General features: G+C 63.6%; 17 protein-coding genes. 12 read left to right on the top strand and 5 right to left on the bottom strand.

Annotation, left to right across the window (positions count from 1 at the left end):
- The first annotated feature begins 75 nt into the window (after positions 1–75).
- From ACN9M3_RS03375 to dapF, 3 genes are read left to right on the top strand one after another with little or no spacing between them, the layout of a single operon-like run.
- On the top strand, positions 76–936 hold the full coding sequence (locus tag ACN9M3_RS03375) for a lysophospholipid acyltransferase family protein (RefSeq protein WP_426167559.1): 861 nt from the start codon (positions 76–78) through the stop codon (positions 934–936).
- Positions 933–1,829, top strand: coding sequence for a lipid A biosynthesis acyltransferase (locus ACN9M3_RS03370; protein WP_426167557.1), 897 nt, complete (start codon positions 933–935; stop codon positions 1,827–1,829). The genes ACN9M3_RS03375 and ACN9M3_RS03370 overlap by 4 nt, the downstream gene beginning before the upstream one ends.
- Positions 1,826–2,689, top strand: coding sequence for a diaminopimelate epimerase (gene dapF / locus ACN9M3_RS03365; RefSeq protein WP_426167555.1), 864 nt, complete (start codon positions 1,826–1,828; stop codon positions 2,687–2,689). The genes ACN9M3_RS03370 and dapF overlap by 4 nt, the downstream gene beginning before the upstream one ends.
- Before the next feature lie 51 nt (positions 2,690–2,740).
- Here the strand turns inward: dapF and ACN9M3_RS03360 are convergent, their stop codons facing one another.
- Positions 2,741–3,988: an SEL1-like repeat protein gene (locus ACN9M3_RS03360; protein WP_426167553.1), complete on the bottom strand. Its 1,248-nt coding sequence runs from the start codon at positions 3,986–3,988 to the stop codon at positions 2,741–2,743.
- A 298-nt stretch (positions 3,989–4,286) separates the two neighbouring features.
- On the opposite strand from ACN9M3_RS03360, the gene ACN9M3_RS03355 reads away from it, so the two are divergent.
- The 9 genes from ACN9M3_RS03355 to ACN9M3_RS03315 all read left to right on the top strand — a co-directional run bounded on the left by ACN9M3_RS03355 (position 4,287) and on the right by ACN9M3_RS03315 (position 12,397).
- Positions 4,287–5,381, top strand: coding sequence for a porin (locus ACN9M3_RS03355; protein WP_426320534.1), 1,095 nt, complete (start codon positions 4,287–4,289; stop codon positions 5,379–5,381).
- Between the two features lie 148 nt (positions 5,382–5,529).
- The gene (locus tag ACN9M3_RS03350) at positions 5,530–6,201 is read left to right on the top strand and encodes a DUF484 family protein (RefSeq protein ID WP_426167549.1); all 672 of its coding nucleotides are present in this window, start codon (positions 5,530–5,532) and stop codon (positions 6,199–6,201) included.
- A 19-nt stretch (positions 6,202–6,220) separates the two neighbouring features.
- Positions 6,221–7,165: a tyrosine recombinase XerC gene (locus tag ACN9M3_RS03345; RefSeq protein ID WP_426320532.1), complete on the top strand. Its 945-nt coding sequence runs from the start codon at positions 6,221–6,223 to the stop codon at positions 7,163–7,165.
- Positions 7,166–7,257: 92 nt separating this feature from the next.
- Positions 7,258–8,304, top strand: a complete 1,047-nt coding sequence (locus ACN9M3_RS03340) for a CobW family GTP-binding protein (protein WP_426320531.1) — start codon at positions 7,258–7,260, stop codon at positions 8,302–8,304.
- Positions 8,305–8,376: 72 nt separating this feature from the next.
- Positions 8,377–8,820 (top strand): RNA polymerase-binding protein DksA, encoded by a 444-nt coding sequence (dksA, locus tag ACN9M3_RS03335; RefSeq protein WP_057265949.1) that lies wholly within the window; start codon positions 8,377–8,379, stop codon positions 8,818–8,820.
- A 103-nt stretch (positions 8,821–8,923) separates the two neighbouring features.
- The gene (locus ACN9M3_RS03330) at positions 8,924–10,258 is read left to right on the top strand and encodes an STAS domain-containing protein (RefSeq protein WP_426320530.1); all 1,335 of its coding nucleotides are present in this window, start codon (positions 8,924–8,926) and stop codon (positions 10,256–10,258) included.
- 62 nt (positions 10,259–10,320) lie between these two features.
- Positions 10,321–10,863, top strand: a complete 543-nt coding sequence (gene hslV / locus ACN9M3_RS03325; RefSeq protein ID WP_426167541.1) for an ATP-dependent protease subunit HslV — start codon at positions 10,321–10,323, stop codon at positions 10,861–10,863.
- The gene (gene hslU / locus ACN9M3_RS03320) at positions 10,860–12,194 is read left to right on the top strand and encodes an ATP-dependent protease ATPase subunit HslU (RefSeq protein ID WP_426167539.1); all 1,335 of its coding nucleotides are present in this window, start codon (positions 10,860–10,862) and stop codon (positions 12,192–12,194) included. Before hslV ends, hslU begins: the two co-directional genes overlap by 4 nt.
- Positions 12,194–12,397 (top strand): hypothetical protein, encoded by a 204-nt coding sequence (locus ACN9M3_RS03315; RefSeq protein WP_426320528.1) that lies wholly within the window; start codon positions 12,194–12,196, stop codon positions 12,395–12,397. Before hslU ends, ACN9M3_RS03315 begins: the two co-directional genes overlap by 1 nt.
- A gap of 30 nt (positions 12,398–12,427) precedes the next feature.
- On the opposite strand, the gene ACN9M3_RS03310 is transcribed toward ACN9M3_RS03315, so the two are convergent.
- The 4 genes from ACN9M3_RS03310 to gspF all read right to left on the bottom strand — a co-directional run bounded on the left by ACN9M3_RS03310 (position 12,428) and on the right by gspF (position 17,016).
- Positions 12,428–12,805: a hypothetical protein gene (locus ACN9M3_RS03310; RefSeq protein WP_426167535.1), complete on the bottom strand. Its 378-nt coding sequence runs from the start codon at positions 12,803–12,805 to the stop codon at positions 12,428–12,430.
- A 117-nt stretch (positions 12,806–12,922) separates the two neighbouring features.
- Positions 12,923–15,127, bottom strand: a complete 2,205-nt coding sequence (locus tag ACN9M3_RS03305) for a patatin-like phospholipase family protein (RefSeq protein ID WP_426167533.1) — start codon at positions 15,125–15,127, stop codon at positions 12,923–12,925.
- 77 nt (positions 15,128–15,204) lie between these two features.
- A complete protein-coding gene (locus ACN9M3_RS03300) occupies positions 15,205–15,780 on the bottom strand; it encodes a type II secretion system protein N (protein ID WP_426320523.1) in 576 nt (191 codons plus the stop codon).
- Between the two features lie 15 nt (positions 15,781–15,795).
- On the bottom strand, positions 15,796–17,016 hold the full coding sequence (gene gspF / locus ACN9M3_RS03295; protein WP_426167529.1) for a type II secretion system inner membrane protein GspF: 1,221 nt from the start codon (positions 17,014–17,016) through the stop codon (positions 15,796–15,798).
- Between the last annotated feature and the right edge of the window lies 1 nt (position 17,017).

The following is a 17,017-nucleotide window of genomic DNA, read 5'->3' as shown; positions in this document are numbered from 1 at the left end:
CTGCAACGTGGTATTTTACGCTTCTTAAAAAATTTTTGTGCAGAGCAACGTAAAAATGCTCTTATAAATTAAGAAATGCTGTTAAGAATATTTCGCTTCTTCTCCATCTTCCCCCTGCCAATCCTGCATGCCCTGGGCGTGGGTCTCGGCTGGCTGGTCTACCTGCTCTCCCCTTCCTACCGGCGCCGCATGCGCGCCAATATGAAACAGGCCGGGTTCGGCGAACACCTGGGCAGCGCCGTGGGGGAAGCGGGCAAGGCCATTGCCGAACTGCCGTTCATCTGGTGCGCCGACCCGCAGCGCGTGACCGACCGCGCCACCGTCGAAAACTGGGGCCTGGTGCAGCAATACCTCGATGCCGGCAAGGGCATTGTCTTCCTGACCCCGCACCTGGGCTGTTTTGAGATCACCGCGCAGGAAATCGCCCACCGCACCGAGCTGATGGTGATGTACCGTCCGCCCCGCAAGGAAGCGATGAAGCCGCTGATCGAGGGCGCCCGCGCCCGCAAGAACCTGTTGCTGGCGCCTGCGAACATGGGCGGCGTGCGCATGCTGGCCAAGTTCCTGAAGAAAGGCCAGCCGATCGGCCTGCTGCCCGACCAGGTGCCGCAGGAAGGCGAAGGCGTGTGGGCCGATTTCTTCGGCCGCACTGCCTACACCATGACCTTGCCGGCCAAGATGGCGCAGCTGGGCGATGCCGTGATCCTGATCGTCTACGCCGAACGCCTGCCGGGCGGCAAGGGCTACGTGGTGCGTTTCGTGCCGTTCGAGGGCTCGCTGGAAGGCGATTCCGCCGCCCAGGCGCGCGCCATCAACGCTGAAATGGAGAAGCTGATCGCGCGTTGTCCGGCCCAGTACTACTGGAGCTATAACCGCTACAAAGTGCCGGCCGGCGTGACCGGTCCGGGCGCCGCGGCGCAGGAGGCATCGGCATGAGGCTCCTGCTGGGGATGATGTGGTTGCTGCACTGGTTGCCGCTGCCGGTGCTGGGCCGCATCGGCAAGGCCGTTGGCAACCTGCTGTTTATCGTGATGGGACCGCGCCGCGAGATCGCGCTGACCAACCTGCGCCTGACCATGCCGGAATTGACGGAGGAACAGCGGCGTGGCATCGCGCGCCAGCACTTCCAGGCGTATTCGCGCAGCGTGCTGGAACGCTCGATCCTGTGGTGGGCCTCCGAACAGCGCCTGCGCAGGCTGATCAAGGTGGAAACCAGCGACGGCATGGCGCCCGGCAAGGTTCCGGTTGCCGAGATGACGGAAAAGCCGACCATCCTGCTCTGCCCGCATTTCGTTTGCCTGGACGTGGGCGGCGCCTCGATCGCCATGGAAGCGTCGGCATCGTCGATGTACGTCGCGCAAAAAAACAAGGTCTTCGATGAAGTGTTGCGCGCCGGCCGCGCGCGTTTCAAGCCGGTCAGGCTGTTCACGCGCCAGGACGGCATCAAGCCCATCCTGCGCGCGCTGAAGGAAAAGCTGCCTTACTTCATGCTGCCGGACATGGACTTTGGCGACAAGGATGCGGAATTCGTGCCCTTCTTCGGCGTACCCGCCGCGACCTTGACCGCTACTGCGCGCATCGCCGCGGCAACCGGCGGCCAGGTGATGCCGGTGATCGCCACTTTCCTGCCCAATTACGAAGGCTACCGTGTGAAGTTCTATCCGGTGTGGGAGAATTACCCAGGGCCCGACATGGTCGCGGCAACGCGCCGCATGAATGAATTTATCGAAGAACGCGTCAAGGAAGCGCCGGCCGAATACTTCTGGACCCACAAGCGTTTCAAGACCCGCCCGGATGGCCAGCCTTCTTTCTATTCAAAGAAAAAATGAAACTCAAATTCACCAAGATGCACGGCGCAGGCAATGACTTCGTGGTCATCGACGCCATTAACCAGAAAATCGATTTCAGCCCCGCCCAGTGGCAAGCACTGGCCGACCGCCGGTTCGGCGTCGGTGCGGACCAGATGCTGGTGGTGGAAAAGTCGAGCGTGCCGGGTTGCGATTTCCGCTACCGCATCTTCAACAATGACGGCGGCGAGGTGGAACAGTGCGGCAATGGTTCGCGCGCCTTCGTCAAGTTCGTGGTCGAAAAAGGCCTGACCGCGGCACGCAAGATCAGGGTGGAAACGCTGGCCGGCATCATCGAACCGCGCCTGGAGGATGACGGCAGCATCACGGTTGACATGGGCGCCCCTGTGCTCGATCCGGCCCAAGTGCCGTTCGATGCGGAGGGCTTGCAGGGCCAGCCGGAAGGCCGCGAAACCCTGTGGCCGCTGGTGCTCGAACTGGGCGGCCAGCGCGAAGCGGTGCAGGTGTCGGTGGTGTCGATGGGGAACCCGCACGCGGTGCAGGTGGTGGCTGACGTCGACAGCGCGCCGGTGGAGCTGGTGGGGCCGCTGATCGAGCACCATCTGCGCTTCCCCAAGCGGGTGAATGCCGGCTTCATGCAGCTGGTGAACCGCCAACACGTCAAGCTGCGCGTATTCGAGCGCGGCGCCGGCGAGACGCTGGCTTGCGGCACCGGCGCTTGCGCGGCGGTGGTGGCAGGCATTCGTCGCGGCTTGCTCGATTCGCCGGTGCGGGTTGACGCACGCGGCGGGCAATTGTCGATTGCGTGGGCGGGCGAGGGCCAGCCAGTTTACCTGACCGGGCCGGCCGTGACCGTCTTCGAAGGCGAGATCACGATCTGAAACCGGTAAACCTGGGTCAGACCCTGGGGTCTGACCCAGGTTTACCGGTTCTCAAGCAGCCGCCATCATGTCGGCGCCCAACCAGCTCTTGAGCCGGTACAGCCGCTGCCGGTAATTTCCTTCCATATCCGCATCCACCTGCTCGAACAGGCGCACGATGCGGTCCAGCTTCTGCCGCTCCGCCGCGGTGCGCACCAGCACCAGGCGGCGCTTGCTGCGGCCATAACTGGCGCGAATATCGACCACCAGGCAATGCCCCTGGTCGGCCGCCTTCACGTCCAATAGCAAAGCTTCGGCGCGCGTCAGGCGGAACAGGGCCGCCAGCTCGATGCGCGCCGCCAGCAATGGCTGGCTGCTAAGGATTTCACGCGTCAGCAAGGGCAACAGCGGATCGGCCCAGCCTGCCGGCGGTGGCGGCGGCGCGATCCGGTCCAGTGCCTGCTGCGCCTCGGCGCTGCCCTGGGCTGCCGCCTTTTGCAGCCAGAACACGGCCCGCACATCATTGTCCTCGGCGCCACGGCGCGCGCGCCAGGCATGGATGCCGCATTCCAGCTGCGCCCCGCTATGCCCCATGTCCGCCGCCCGTTCCAGGCAGGCCTGCGCCTCGCTCGCGCTGCGCTGGGAGAACTCGGGGCGGATATAGATGCGCGACATGGCAAACCAGGCATCGGCCAGCCCTTGCTCGCCGGCCTGGGCCAGCCAGCGCAGGGCGCGCTTGAAGTTGACTGTGCCGCTGCTGGACTCGACCCGGTCGCCCTCGCTGTTCATGCGGGCCAGGTGCAGGCCCAACGCCAACTGGGCATCGCGGTCGCCGCCCTGGGCTGCCATGGTACGCAAGCGCAGCAGCTCGTCCTGGTCGGCATCCGGCTCGGCCTCCAGCGCGCGCCAGGCATCGGGCACACTGGACGGCACCTCGCGGCCCGGCACCGCGCGCGGCATCGCTGGCGCGGCGGCCTGGCGCGGCTGGCCCGTCGCGGCTGGCGGCGATGGATCGACGCGTCGCAGTTGCGCCAGCACGCGCACCGCCGCCGGGATACCTTCCTGCGCGGCGCGCACGAACCACTGCAATGCCTGGGCCCGCGCAGGCTGCGCGACTTCGAAGGGGATGTTGGCGCCAATCAGTTGCCAGGCTTCCTCCACGCCCTGGGTCGCGGCGCGGCATAGCCAATGCAAGGCTGTCGGCATGTTCCGTGGCAGGCTGGCCCCGCCAAAAAGGTAGAGCTTGCCCAGCGCTAACTGGGCTGCGGCGTCTCCTGACCGCGCTCCCCTGATAATCACCAGCTCGTCTCGATTTGCCATCGATGTATCCGGTTCCAAGGAATAAGCTGCATGTCCAGTGTAGCCGCACCACTCTGCGCTGGCGCATGACTCCCGGACTTTTTGATATGTGACAAATGTGACAGCCCTAGCTTTCGGCTTCCTTACAGCTCTTTCACTAAATGAACAGGCTGGCAAGCGTTTCAAAAATACAACAGCACTGGACGGTTTTGACCCTTTTTCGTGCAGGTAGATGACCAATCGGCCCGGATACGGCGCTGTCTGCACTTATCGTATAAGCATCCCTGTACCCGGTTTGACTCATAAAAAGGAAGAACACATGAAGAAATCGTTATTGGCCCTGGCCTTGATGGGCGCCTTCAGCAGTGCCGCCTTTGCCCAATCCTCGGTCACAATTTATGGCACGCTGGATGCCGGCATTACCAAGACGACCCATACGGCCAATTCCGCCGTCCAGGAAGCCAAGCGCGACAACAACAAGCTGGGCTTCCGCGGGGTGGAAGACCTGGGCAGCGGCCTGAAGGCGCTGTTCCAGCTGGAGATCCGCTTCGAGCCCGATACCGGCACCATTGAAGGCGTGACCCGTCCGCTGTTCCAGGGCCAGAGCCGGGTCGGCCTGCAAGGCGGCTTCGGTACCATTCGCGCCGGCCGCGCACTGACTTCCCTGCAGGAAACCACGACCCAGTTCGAGCCATGGTCCGGCATGCCGAACCCCGCCGGCTTTCAGACCGACATCATGGTGGCGGGCTACCGCACCGCCCTGTCGGGCAGCGGCTCCGATCCTCTGGGCATTGCCGGCAATTCCGGCAACCGCTTCTCCAACGCCATCTGGTACAACACGCCGGTGTGGAATGGCTTCCAGTTCAATGTGACCATCGGCAGCAAGGAAAACAATGGCCTGACGACTCCGATTGTCGGCCGCGGCACCGCAGCGGCGCCGCAGTATCCGGTGGGCTCGCTGGCCGGCGCCTATCCGTATTCGGTCAGCGCTACGTACATGGCGCCGGGCACGCTGCCGCAGTGGGCGATCTACGCCGGTACCGAACGCAATGCCACCGAAGTCAAATGGCATTCGATCGGCGCTTATTACCGCCCGATTCCTGACCTGAAGCTGATGGCCAACTACGGTAAACAGGACCTGGGCCATATCCTGGCCAGCAATGACGGCATCACTTCATGGATGCTGGGTGCGAACTACACTGTCGGGCCGGGCAAGTTCCTGATCGGCTATGGCCAGAAGGACCCGGATGGGCAGCTGAAGACCAAGCAGTTCTCGGTCGGCTATGAATACAGCTTGTCGCCGCGTACCTATCTGTACCTGGACCTGTCGCAGAAGAAGCTGCCGCTCACTGCGACGGCGACTTCGGATACCAACCAGAATCATTACGCGCTGGGTATTCATCACAATTTCTAAAACCGGTAAACCTGGGTCAGACCCAAAGGGCTGACCCAGTCTGCTCTTCCGCCGCGGGTTGAGTGTCAGACCCTTGGGTCTGACACTGGTTTACCGGTTTGGATCGGTTAAAATGTCCACGCCTGCAACATTCGATGTGACATCAACAATGACCGACACCCTGGATTCCGCAATCGTCGCGCAGTACCTGGCCGACAATCCCCACTTCTTCGAAGAACACGCCAATCTGCTCGGCGACGTCAGGCTGTCCAGCCCACTGACCGGGCGTGCGGTCTCGCTGCAGGAACGCCAGATGGAAGTCATGCGCGACAAATACAAGGCGCTGGAATTGCGCATGGCAGAACTGACCCGCCACGCGGAGGCCAACGCCGCCATTGCCAACCGCTTCCACAGCTGGAACCAGGCCATCCTGCAAACCCGCGACGATGCCGAAGTGCCGCGCGCCATCGTGCAAGGCCTGGTCGACAGCTTCCAGGTGCCGGCCGCGACCCTGCGCCTGTTCAACGTGAGCGACGAATTCGCCGGCGCATGGTTTGCCAGCGGCGTCTCCGAGGATGCCCGCCTGTTCGCCAACAGCCTGTTGACGCCTTACTGCGGCAGCAACAACGATTTCGAAGCGGTGCGCTGGCTGGACGATGCGGAGCGCATCAAGTCAACCGTCATCCTGCCGCTGCGCAAGCCCGGCGCCAAAGGCCCGGCCTTCGGCCTGCTGATCATGGGCTCGCCGGATCCGGAACGCTTCACTTCCCTGATGGCGACCGATTTCCTGGTCCACATCGGCGAAACCGCCAGCGTTGCCCTGGCGCCCCTGCTGGCCTAGCATCAAGGCCGAACCTTCCATGAGCGGCGCCGGCAAGCTCGAACAGGCCGACGCCTACCTGGCCCACCTGGCCACCCAGCGCAAGCTGTCCGCGCACACGGTCGCTGCTTACGGGCGCGACCTGCGCGAGCTGGCCGCGCTGTCCGACGGCAAAGCCTGGGACGCCCTCAGCCACTTCGATATCCGCCGCTACGCGGCCCAGCTGCATAGCCGCGGCCTGGATGCGCGCAGCATCGCGCGCAAGCTGTCCGGCTGGCGCGGCTTCTTTGCCTGGCTGGGCCAGCACAGCGCGCTGGCCGCCAATCCGGTGGAAGGCGTGCGCGCGCCCAAGCGGGCCAAGACCTTGCCCAAGGCCCTCTCGGTCGACGATGCGGTGCAGCTGGTGGCGCCTGCCATGCCGGCTGCCGATGCTGGCGAGCCGGCCCGCCTGTGCGACCGCGCCATGTTCGAACTGCTGTATTCGAGCGGCCTGCGGGTGTCCGAACTGGCCAGCCTGGACCGCGAATTCCGCAAGGCCGGCGATGGCCAGCCCGCATCGCTGGGCTGGCTGGAACTGGGCAACGCGGAAGTCGTGGTGACCGGCAAGGGCAACAAGATGCGCCGCGTGCCGGTCGGCAGCGCCGCCCTCGATGCCCTGCAACGCTGGCTGGCGGTGCGCCCGGCGCCGGCCGATGGCAGCAATGCCCTGTTCGTCAACGAGCGCGGCAAGCGCGTCACGCCGCGCGTGGTGCAGCTGCGGCTGAAGGCCCACGGCATCCGGGCCGGTGCGCCGGTCGCGGTCCATCCGCACATGCTGCGTCATTCGTTTGCCTCGCACGTGCTGCAATCCTCGGGCGACCTGCGCGCCGTGCAGGACATGCTGGGCCACGCCAGCATCACTTCGACCCAGGTGTATACCGCCCTTGATTTCCAGCACCTGGCGCTGGTCTATGACAAGGCCCATCCAAGGGCTAAAATTAAATAGCCGGGAACTTGATCCCGCTCAAGTTTGCCCATTTGCCAGCATTTCCAGAATTCCGGCATAATCGACCGATTCCAAATGCTTCTCGTACGACTATGGCAATGATTCCCACCACTATCCTGACCGGCTTTCTTGGCGCCGGCAAAACCACGCTGCTGAACCGCATCCTGCGTGAAGAGCATGGCATGAAGATCGCCGTGATCGAAAACGAGTTTGGCCAGGAAAATATCGACAACGAAATCCTGGTGCAGGAATCGCGCGAGCAAATCGTGGAAATGAATAACGGCTGCATCTGCTGCACCGTGCGCGGCGACCTGATCGTCGGCCTGAGCGATTTGGCCAAGCGCCGCGCCGCCGGCGAAATCGAGTTCGACCGCGTCGTGATTGAAACCACCGGCCTGGCCAATCCCGGCCCGGTAGCCCAGACGTTCTTCATCGACGAGGAAGTAGGCGCTAACTACCTGCTCGACGCCGTGGTCACGGTGGTCGATGCGCGCCACGCCATGCAGCAGCTGGATGAGCACGAAGAAGCGCAGCGCCAGGTCGGCTTTGCCGATAAGATCCTGCTGTCCAAGACCGACCTGGTGGATGCCGCCGCCGTCGATGCACTGACTGCCCGCCTGAAGCGCATCAACCCGCGCGCGCCGATCAGCCGTTCCGATTTCGGCAAGGCGCCGCTGACCGAGGTGCTCGACCTGCGCGGCTTCAACCTGAATGAAAAGCTGGAAATCGATCCCGACTTCCTGGCCGCGGACCTTCACGATGGAAGCGAGCACGACCACGAACATGGCCATGTGCACGACGAGCACTGCGGCCATCACGATCATCACCACGCCCATCATACCGACGATATCGCGGCCTTCGTCTTCAAGAGCGAACGCCCGTTCGACCCGGCCAAGCTGGACGAATTCCTGGGCGGTCTCGTTGATGTGTACGGTCCTCGCATGTTGCGTTACAAAGGCGTATTGTTGATGCAGGGCGCAGAGAGGAAAGTAGTGTTCCAGGGCGTGCACCAGTTGATGGGCAGCGACCTGGGTGCAAAATGGGGGGAAAACGAGCCACGGGCAAGCAAAATGGTGTTTATTGGCAAAAATCTCCCAAAAGACATCTTTATTACTGGCCTTGAACAATGTTTGGTATAAACTAAGGCGTTTTTTTTGACGCCACCCAAGCAGAAATTTGAAAACTCTGTCGTATCGAAGGTAAGCGAAGTCATGACAAAAGCAAATAAATCGACCCCCGCCGCAGAAGTCCTGCTCACCGAAGAAGAAATTCTGAAGATGAGCGACAAGGACTATATGAATCCGGCCCAGATGGCGTTTTTCAAGAACAAGCTGCAGAACCTTGAAAAAGAATTGCTGAAGAACGCTGGCGAAACCACCGAACACCTGCGCGAAACCGTGCTGGTGCCGGACCCCGCCGACCGCGCCACCATCGAAGAAGAGCACGCATTGGAACTGCGTACCCGTGACCGTGAGCGCAAGCTGCTGAAGAAAGTGCAGCAATCGATCGCGGCGATCGACAATAACGACTATGGTTATTGCGAGGAGACCGGCGAACCGATCGGCATTCCACGCCTGATCGCACGTCCAACGGCTACCCTGTCGCTGGAAGCACAGCAGCGCCGTGAGCTGAAACAGAAGCTGTACGGCGACTGAACTGCCACAAATCGAGAAAAAGCACGCTTAGGCGTGCTTTTTTCTTTTCTTTACACGTACGGTACGCCCTTATAATTTTCCGTTGGGCTACACTAGTGATCCTATGGGACTGTTCTCCATTTTCAAAAAAGGCAAGGTTGACGAACGCGCCGTCGAAACAGACGATGCGGACGCTGCACGCCTGGCCGCGAACAGCGAACTGGAGCGTCAACGCGCGCAACAGTCGGACCTGCAACGCGAAATCGCCCGCGCCACCGCCATGAAGATCGATGCCATCGAGGCGGCGATGGCTGCGGACATCTTCAACGAACCGGAGCCGGCCTGGGCCCGCAAGCCGCGCACGCTGCAGCCAGCTGCCGCCGCTGCCGCCAATGATGGCGCCACCCTGCCCCTGCTGGACCAGTACACCACCGAACTGCTGGGCGACGAGGATATGCCGCTCGAAGCGGCGGCCGCCGAAAGCGCGCCGATCGTGGAAGAGATCGCGATCCTGTATTCCAACGGCCAGGCCGAAGTGGCCGAACAGATGCTGCTGGGCAGCCTGCCCGACTCGGCGCAGGACCGCACTGTCTGGTGGATGCTGTTCGACCTCTACCAGGTACTGGGCCGCCAGGAATCGTTCGAGAACGTCTCGATCGACTACGCCAGCCAGTATGAAACCTCGCCGCCGTCCTGGGTCCCGCCCGCCAGCGCGGACAGCAAGGCCCCGGAAGTAACGCGCGGCTATTCCGGCGTGACCCCGACCCTGGGCCTGGCCGGCATCCTGAACGCTTCCGTCGCAGCCCAGCTGGAGCGGCTGGATGGCATGGACCAGAAGCAGCCGCTGCGCCTGGATTTCTCGCGCGTCAACGGCGTCGACCCGGAAGGCTGCGCCCTCCTGCTGGCGGCCCTGAAGAAGGTGCAGGCCGCTGATCGCGACCTGATCGTGGTCGGTGCCGCCGAGCTGGCGGAGCAGGTTCGCTGCATCCTGACCATCGGCAACCGCGATGGCGGAGAAGCGCCGTGGCTGCTCTACCTTGAACTGCTGCGCCTGCTGAACCAGGAAAAGGAATTCGAAGAAGCCTCGATGGATTACTGCGTCACCTTCGAGGTATCGCCACCGCCTTTCGTCGCGCCAAAGAAGGTTGCCAACGCACCACGCCAGGCCACGGCGGCCGCTTCCGACCGCTTCATGCTGCCGGCCGTGATCGAAGGCGACATCGGCACCCTGCTGACGGCCATCGACGCCTATGCCAGCGAAAACCAGGTGGTGGTCTTTGACTGCGGCCGCCTGGCGCGCATGGAATTCGGCGCCGCCAGCGCCCTGCAAAGCAAGGTGGCGGAACTGGCAGGCGCCAGCCGCCGGGTCGAGTTCCGCGACCTGAACCATCTGGTGGCAGCACTGATGCGCCTGCTGGGTTATGCTGATATAGCGCGGCTCTTCCCTCACAAGTACTGATCAGTTGAATTTTGGGGCTTCGGCCCCAAAGTACCGCGTTAATCCCCAACAAAGGTATTAACATGGAACAATTTCACGGCACTACCATCCTGTGCGTGCGTCGCGGCAACGATGTCGCGATCGGCGGCGATGGCCAGGTCACGCTTGGCAACATCGTCATGAAGGGCACGGCGCGCAAGGTGCGCAAGCTGTACCAGAACAAGGTCCTGTGCGGCTTTGCCGGCGGCACCGCCGACGCCTTCACCCTGCTCGACCGCTTCGAAGCCAAGCTGGAAAAACACCAGGGCAACCTGCTGCGCGCCTCGGTCGAGATGGCCAAGGACTGGCGCACCGACCGCGTCTTGCGCCGCCTGGAAGCCATGCTGCTGGTGGCCGACAAGGATTCCACCCTGGTGATCACCGGTAACGGCGACGTGCTGGAACCGGAAGGCGGCATCGGCGCCATCGGCTCCGGTGGCAGCTATGCCCAGTCGGCTGCCAAGGCCCTGATCGAGAACACCGACATGTCCCCAAGCGAAGTCGTGAAGAAGTCGCTCACCATTGCTGGCGAGCTGTGCATCTACACCAACCTGAACCACATTATCGAGACCCTGGACCCAGCATGAACATGACCCCTCAAGAAATCGTCGGCGAACTCGACAAGCATGTGGTCGGCCAGGGCAAGGCCAAGAAGGCCGTCGCCATCGCGCTGCGCAACCGCTGGCGCCGCCAGCAGGTGGAAGAACCGCTGCGCCATGAAATCACCCCGAAGAACATCCTGATGATCGGCCCGACCGGCGTCGGCAAGACCGAGATCGCACGCCGCCTGGCCAAGCTGGCCGACGCGCCGTTCATCAAGATCGAAGCCACCAAGTTCACCGAAGTCGGCTACGTGGGCCGCGACGTCGACACCATCATCCGCGACCTGATCGAGATCGGCGTGAAGCAGACCCGCCAATCGGAAATGGCCAAGGTGCGCGCCCGCGCCGAAGATGCGGCGGAAGACCGCATCCTCGACATCCTGTTGCCGCCGCCGCGCGACTTCGGCTTTGCCAATGCCTCGGCCGAGCCGCGCACCGACGACGCCACACGCCAGACTTTCCGCAAGCGCCTGCGCCAGGGCGAGCTCGACGACAAGGAAATCGAGATCGAACTGGCCGAGCAGAACCCGACCATGGAAATCATGGCGCCGCCGGGCATGGAGGAAATGACCGAGCAGATCAAGTCCATGTTCTCCGGCATGGGCGGCGGCCGCAAGAAGGCGCGCAAGGTCAAGATCAAGGAAGCCATGAAATTCCTGCTGGACGAGGAAGCGGCCAAGCTGGTCAACGAAGACGAGATGAAGAAGAAGGCGCTCGCCAACGTGGAGCAGAACGGCATCGTGTTCCTGGACGAGGTGGACAAGATCGCTTCGCGCTCGGAGGTGGGCGGCGCCGACGTCTCGCGCGCAGGCGTGCAGCGCGACCTGCTGCCGCTGGTGGAAGGCACCACGGTCAACACCAAGTACGGCATGGTGCGCACCGACCACATCCTGTTCATCGCTTCCGGCGCCTTCCACCTGGCAAAACCGTCGGACCTGATCCCCGAGCTGCAGGGCCGCTTCCCTATCCGCGTTGAGCTGGAGTCGTTGTCGATTGCGGACTTCGAGCGTATCCTGACCAGTACCGACGCCTGTCTGACCAAGCAATACCAGGCCTTGCTGGCGACCGAAGGCGTGCAGCTGGAATTCGCGCCGGACGGCATCAATCGCCTGGCGGAGATTGCCTTCCAGGTCAACGAGCGCACCGAGAACATCGGCGCACGCCGCCTGTACACGGTGATGGAAAAGCTGCTGGAAGAGATCTCCTACACGGCGACCGAAACCGGCGACAAGAACCTCACCATTGATGCAGCCTATGTGAACCAGCGGCTGGATGCGCTGGCCGTCAACGAAGACCTGTCACGCTACGTACTGTAATGGCTAACAAGCAACTGGCGACGCGGCAGAAGATGCGGATCCGCGTCGAGCCCTCGCAACACTTTGGCAAGCCCCGCAATCCGATTGCGGCGCTGGCCAAGGCGCGCGCCGCGGGGCCGCACGACAAGAGCCGCACCACCGCCGACCGCCAGTCTGCCAAAAAGCTGATCGACAAGAAGCTGTCCGGCGCCGACAACGAATAGCGCCGCCTTTCCGCCAACCAGCGCCGGCAATTACAGTGCGCGATAAATCAACCTGCTGTTGACGCGTTTGGCCACGCCATGCTCGAAAGTGACGATGACCCGGATCTCGTCGTGAAATCCGATGCTGTCCGCACCTTTCCCGGCGTGGACGGCGACCAGCGTCTGCACCTTGCCGGCGGCAACCGGCTGGTAGTTCAAGCTGAACTTCTGAGCCTTCAAGTAATGCTCGACCGTTTCTTGCGATTGGCCCGCTGCGATATATTTTCTGGCAATTTCGGAAATGTCTGCGCTTGCTTCCTTATTTGTCGAGCGGAATTCTTTTACCTCATCGACAAACTCGGCTGCCATGGCGCTGCCCTGGCAAATGAAGATGAACACGGCGGCGGCCGCTAAAAGCCTGCTTTTCATAATAGAGTTCTTTTCCACACGAATATGATGGCTGGAGAGGCAGTTACCCCTGAGCAACCTAGTTTATCAAACAATATTGCTATAAGCCTATCGAATTCTCACCAGTGGGAGGCCGGCTTACCAGACCGGGCCAAGGAAGAGGTAGAGGGTTTCTTCGCCGCTGCGGGTGGCGCCGGCGCCAAGGAACAAGGGGCCGAAGCGGGTTTCCACCGACAGGAATGCACTTCCCGCCTGTTTCAGCGCGCGGCCGGTCGCGCTGGTCCCGCGGTCAAAGCCACCGCCGGTCTCGAGCGAGAAGCCGGCACGCATGGTGCCGCCGAACGCACTCGGCAACGCTGCGATGCGGCGCGCCAGCACCAGGCGGCCCAGCAAAATGGTTGGTTCCTGGATCGAATCGGTCGGCGTGCCAGACAGGCGCAGGAAGCCACCCAGGGTTACCGGCGAAGCGCCGGCTTGCGCCTTGGCCCACTCCGCCGATACATGGCCGGCCCAGTCGTTCCACTCGAAAGCCTGCAGCGCCGTCGCGCCCCAGTTGACGCCGCCCGTGCCCACGCTCTTGCCGCTGCCCGGCGTTTGCTCGCGGCCGATGGTGATCAGGGTGCCGCGTGTCGGGAAGGCCAGGGAGTCGAGCGTATCGACGCGGAAGCGGGCGAAAGTCTTGCTGTTGTACACGCGGTTCACGGGAACCGCAGGGTCTTGCGGGATCAGCGGACGCACCGAGTTGGCCTGGCGCGTGACGCCGACCGACAGTTCGCCCCAGTTGCCGAACTGCCGCCCCAGCGCAAATGACGCGGCGCGCGTGCTGTAGGCCACACGCGCCATGCGCCGCTCCTTCTGGAAGATATCGCCGGCAATCCTGCCAACTTGCGCCGACGGCATCACGAACCATTGCGAACCCGCGCCCAAGGGCTGCCACCACTGGATGCCGAGGCCGCGTTCATTGCCCAGGCGCCCCTCGGTGCGCAACTCGCCGCCCCAGCTATTGAGCGCGGAGAGCACGTGCATCACCTTGATGGCGAAATTGTTCGAGTCGCGGAAGTCGCTGGCCAGCTCGAGGCCGACGCGCATGCGGCTGCGCGCCCATTCGGCTTCCGTGGCGCGGATGGTGACAGTGCGTTCGCCATCCATGTCGTCGATATCGGTTTCCACGCGCGCCATGTCGCCGCGGCCGTACAACGCAACGGCGGCCTGGCGCACCTGCTCGCGCGTGGTCGGCTGGCCGATCACCAGGCCGGACTGCTTTTCCAGCACTTCGGGATTCACTTCGCGCGCACCCTGGACCTGTACCTTGGCCAGCTTGACGGGACGATCCGAGTCGGCCGGCGTCGCCAGGCGCAAGCTTTCCATACTGACGTACTCGCGTTCCGGCAGCGCCAGCGCAGCCAGGCGCGGCTCCAGCTCGCGCGCAGCCGCTTCGCCGGCGGCCATGGCTTTCTCCCAGGTGGAGAAATCGAGGAAAGTGATGCCATCCAGCTTGGGGGCGATCAGGATATCGTCCTTGCGCAACTCGCTGAGCGAGCGCTGCACGTTCTGTTCGGTCAGGATCTGCAGCATCTGGTTGGCGACGCCCAGCGCGCTGCCCAATTCCTTTTCCGGCGCCAGCGTGGTGCCAACGTTGACCGCGATGACGATGTCGGCGCCCATGGCACGCGCCATGTCGACCGGCAGGTTGCGAACCAGGCCGCCATCGACCACCAGGTGGTCCTTGATGCGCACCGGCGCGAACACGCCCGGCACGGCCAGCGAGGCGCGGATGGTCTGGAACAACGGCGTGTTGTCGAGCACGACCAGTTCGCCGGTCAGCAGGTCGGAGGCGACCGAGCGGAACGGCAGCGGCAACTGGCTGACCGGCAGGTCGCGCGTGCCGCGCGGCAGCAGGCGTTGCAGGGCCATTTCCAGCGCGGCATTGCTGGCGGCGCCGGGCGGGCCCAGCACGCCGTGGCGCGTGATGCCGAATTCGATGCGCGACGGGATCTGGATGTCTTCGTCGCGGCGGCGGAAATGCAGCTCGTCACGTGCGGGGCGGTCGGCTACCACGCTGTCCCAGTCGGTGGTGGCGGCCATGGTTTCCAGGTCTTTCAGGGAGGCGCCGGCGGCCCAGGCGCCGCCGATCACGCTGCCCATCGAGGTGCCGACCACGATGTCGACCGGGATGCGCATTTGTTGCAGGGCGCGCAGGACGCCGACGTGGGCGAAGCCGCGGGCGCCGCCGCCGCTTAATACTAGGGCAACGCGAGGGCGGCGTGAAACCGGCACCCCTGTGTCAGACCCACTGGGTCCGACACCTGCCAGCGACTGCCGCGTGTCAGGGGTCTGCCCCATGGGCCTGACCCCGCTTTCCGGGTTTTCGGCTGCGCAGGCAAGGCCCGTGCATAAAGCTAGGACAAATATTAAGCGCTTCATCGCGCTTGCGGCGCTCCACCGGTCGGTTGCGCCGACATGGTTGGCGGCTGCGCCGGCGCCATCTGCACTGGCGGCGGCGCCATTGGCGTGGCCGGCTGCGGCAGGGGGACTGGCGGAGGCTCCTGCGGCCCGCCCATGCCAACCGGCCCGACGATGCCACCGGTCGAACTCACACCCTGGTCGCTCATCAGGTCAAGGCGCTTCTGCACGCCGCCTTCCATCAGGATCACATGACGCGGCTGCACTTCCTTCACGCTGACACCAGGCGACACCTCGGAACCGAGCGGGAAAGCCTTGGCCGGCTGCCCGTCAGCCGAAATGATCGCCACGCTTCCGTGGCCACGCGTATCGGCCACCACACCGCGCAACTGGTAGTTGCTCACCACAGCCACCGCGGTGTTCCCGCCAAACAGCCCGCGCGCCGCGTCCATGTTCGCTTCCGGCATCTGGGCCACCGGCACCGCCGCAATCGGGCGCTGCTTGGGCTTGAACAGCTGCATGCCCCAATAGGCCAGCGAGGCAGACAGCACCGCGACGGCGGCCACACTGCAGATCAAAGGCAAACGTTTCAATTCAATTCTCCAGGTTCAGCGCACGAGCTGGTTGATTTCGATGATCGGCATCAGCACGGCCAGCACGATCAGCAGCACCACCACGCCCATCGCCAGGATCAGCATCGGTTCCAGCAGGCCGGCGATGGTCAGCGTGCGGCGCTCCAGGTCCGATTCCTGTGCGCTGGCGGCGCGGTCCAGCATGGCGGGCAGTTCGCCGGTGATTTCGCCGGCACGGATCATGTGGATCAGCATCGGCGGGAAGTGTTTTTGCGCCGACAGCGAACGCGCCAGGCTGGCGCCCTCGCGCACCGAATCGCTGGCCTGCTCGACCAGCTGGCGCATGGCCACGTTGGATAGTGTGTCGCGGCTGGTTTCCAGTGCGCGCAGGATAGGCACGCCCGAGCCGGTGGTGATCGCCAGCGTGCTGGCGAAGCGCGAGGTGTTCAGGCTGCGTTCGAACTTGCCGTACAGCGGCGCCGTCAGGAGCCAGGTGTGCCAGCGCAGCTTGATGTCGGGGTTCTGCAGCATGCGCCGCACCACGAAACCGCCAGCAATCAGGATGCCCAGCACGGCAAAGCCATAGCTGCGCACGAAGTCCGAAATCGCCAGCATGATCACGGTCAGCAACGGCAGCTTCTGCTTGGTATTGGCAAACACCGACACGATCTGCGGCACCACATAGGTGAGCAGGAAGATCACGATCAGGAAGGCCACCACGGTCACGATGGCCGGGTAGGTAAAGGCCAGCTTGACCTTCTGCACCAGCGCGTTGCGGCGTTCGATGTAATCGGCAAGGCGCGACAGCACGCGCGACAACTGGCCGATCTGCTCGCCCGAGGCCACCAGCGCGCGGTAAATTTCCTGGAAGTCGCGCGGATGGCGCGACAGCACGTCCGACAGCGAAGAGCCGCCCATGACTTCCGAGCGGATCGAGGCCACCAGGTCGCGCACATACGGGCGCTCGGCCTGCTCCAGCAACGCGGTGAAGGCTTGCTCCAGCGGCAGGCCCGCTTCCAGCAGGCTGGCCAGCTGGCGCGTGAACAGCGCCAGTTCGGTGGTGCTGAGCTTTTCGCCGAAGCCGCGGCGCGACGCGGCGCCGCTGGCGTCCACTTGCGCCGCAATGGCGTCGACCTTGATCGGCACCAGGCCCTGCGAACGCAGGTCGGCGCGCGCGGATCGGGCGCTGTCGGCGTTGACCACGCCCTTCTTGCTGGCGCCTGCCGCATCGACGGCTTCATAACGGAAGGCCGGCATC

The organism is Pseudoduganella sp. R-43 (assembly GCF_049913255.1).
GTDB lineage: Bacteria > Pseudomonadota > Gammaproteobacteria > Burkholderiales > Burkholderiaceae_D > Rugamonas.
Note: the sequence above shows the minus strand (reverse complement) of the source record. Positions and strands in the feature narration are given on the sequence as shown.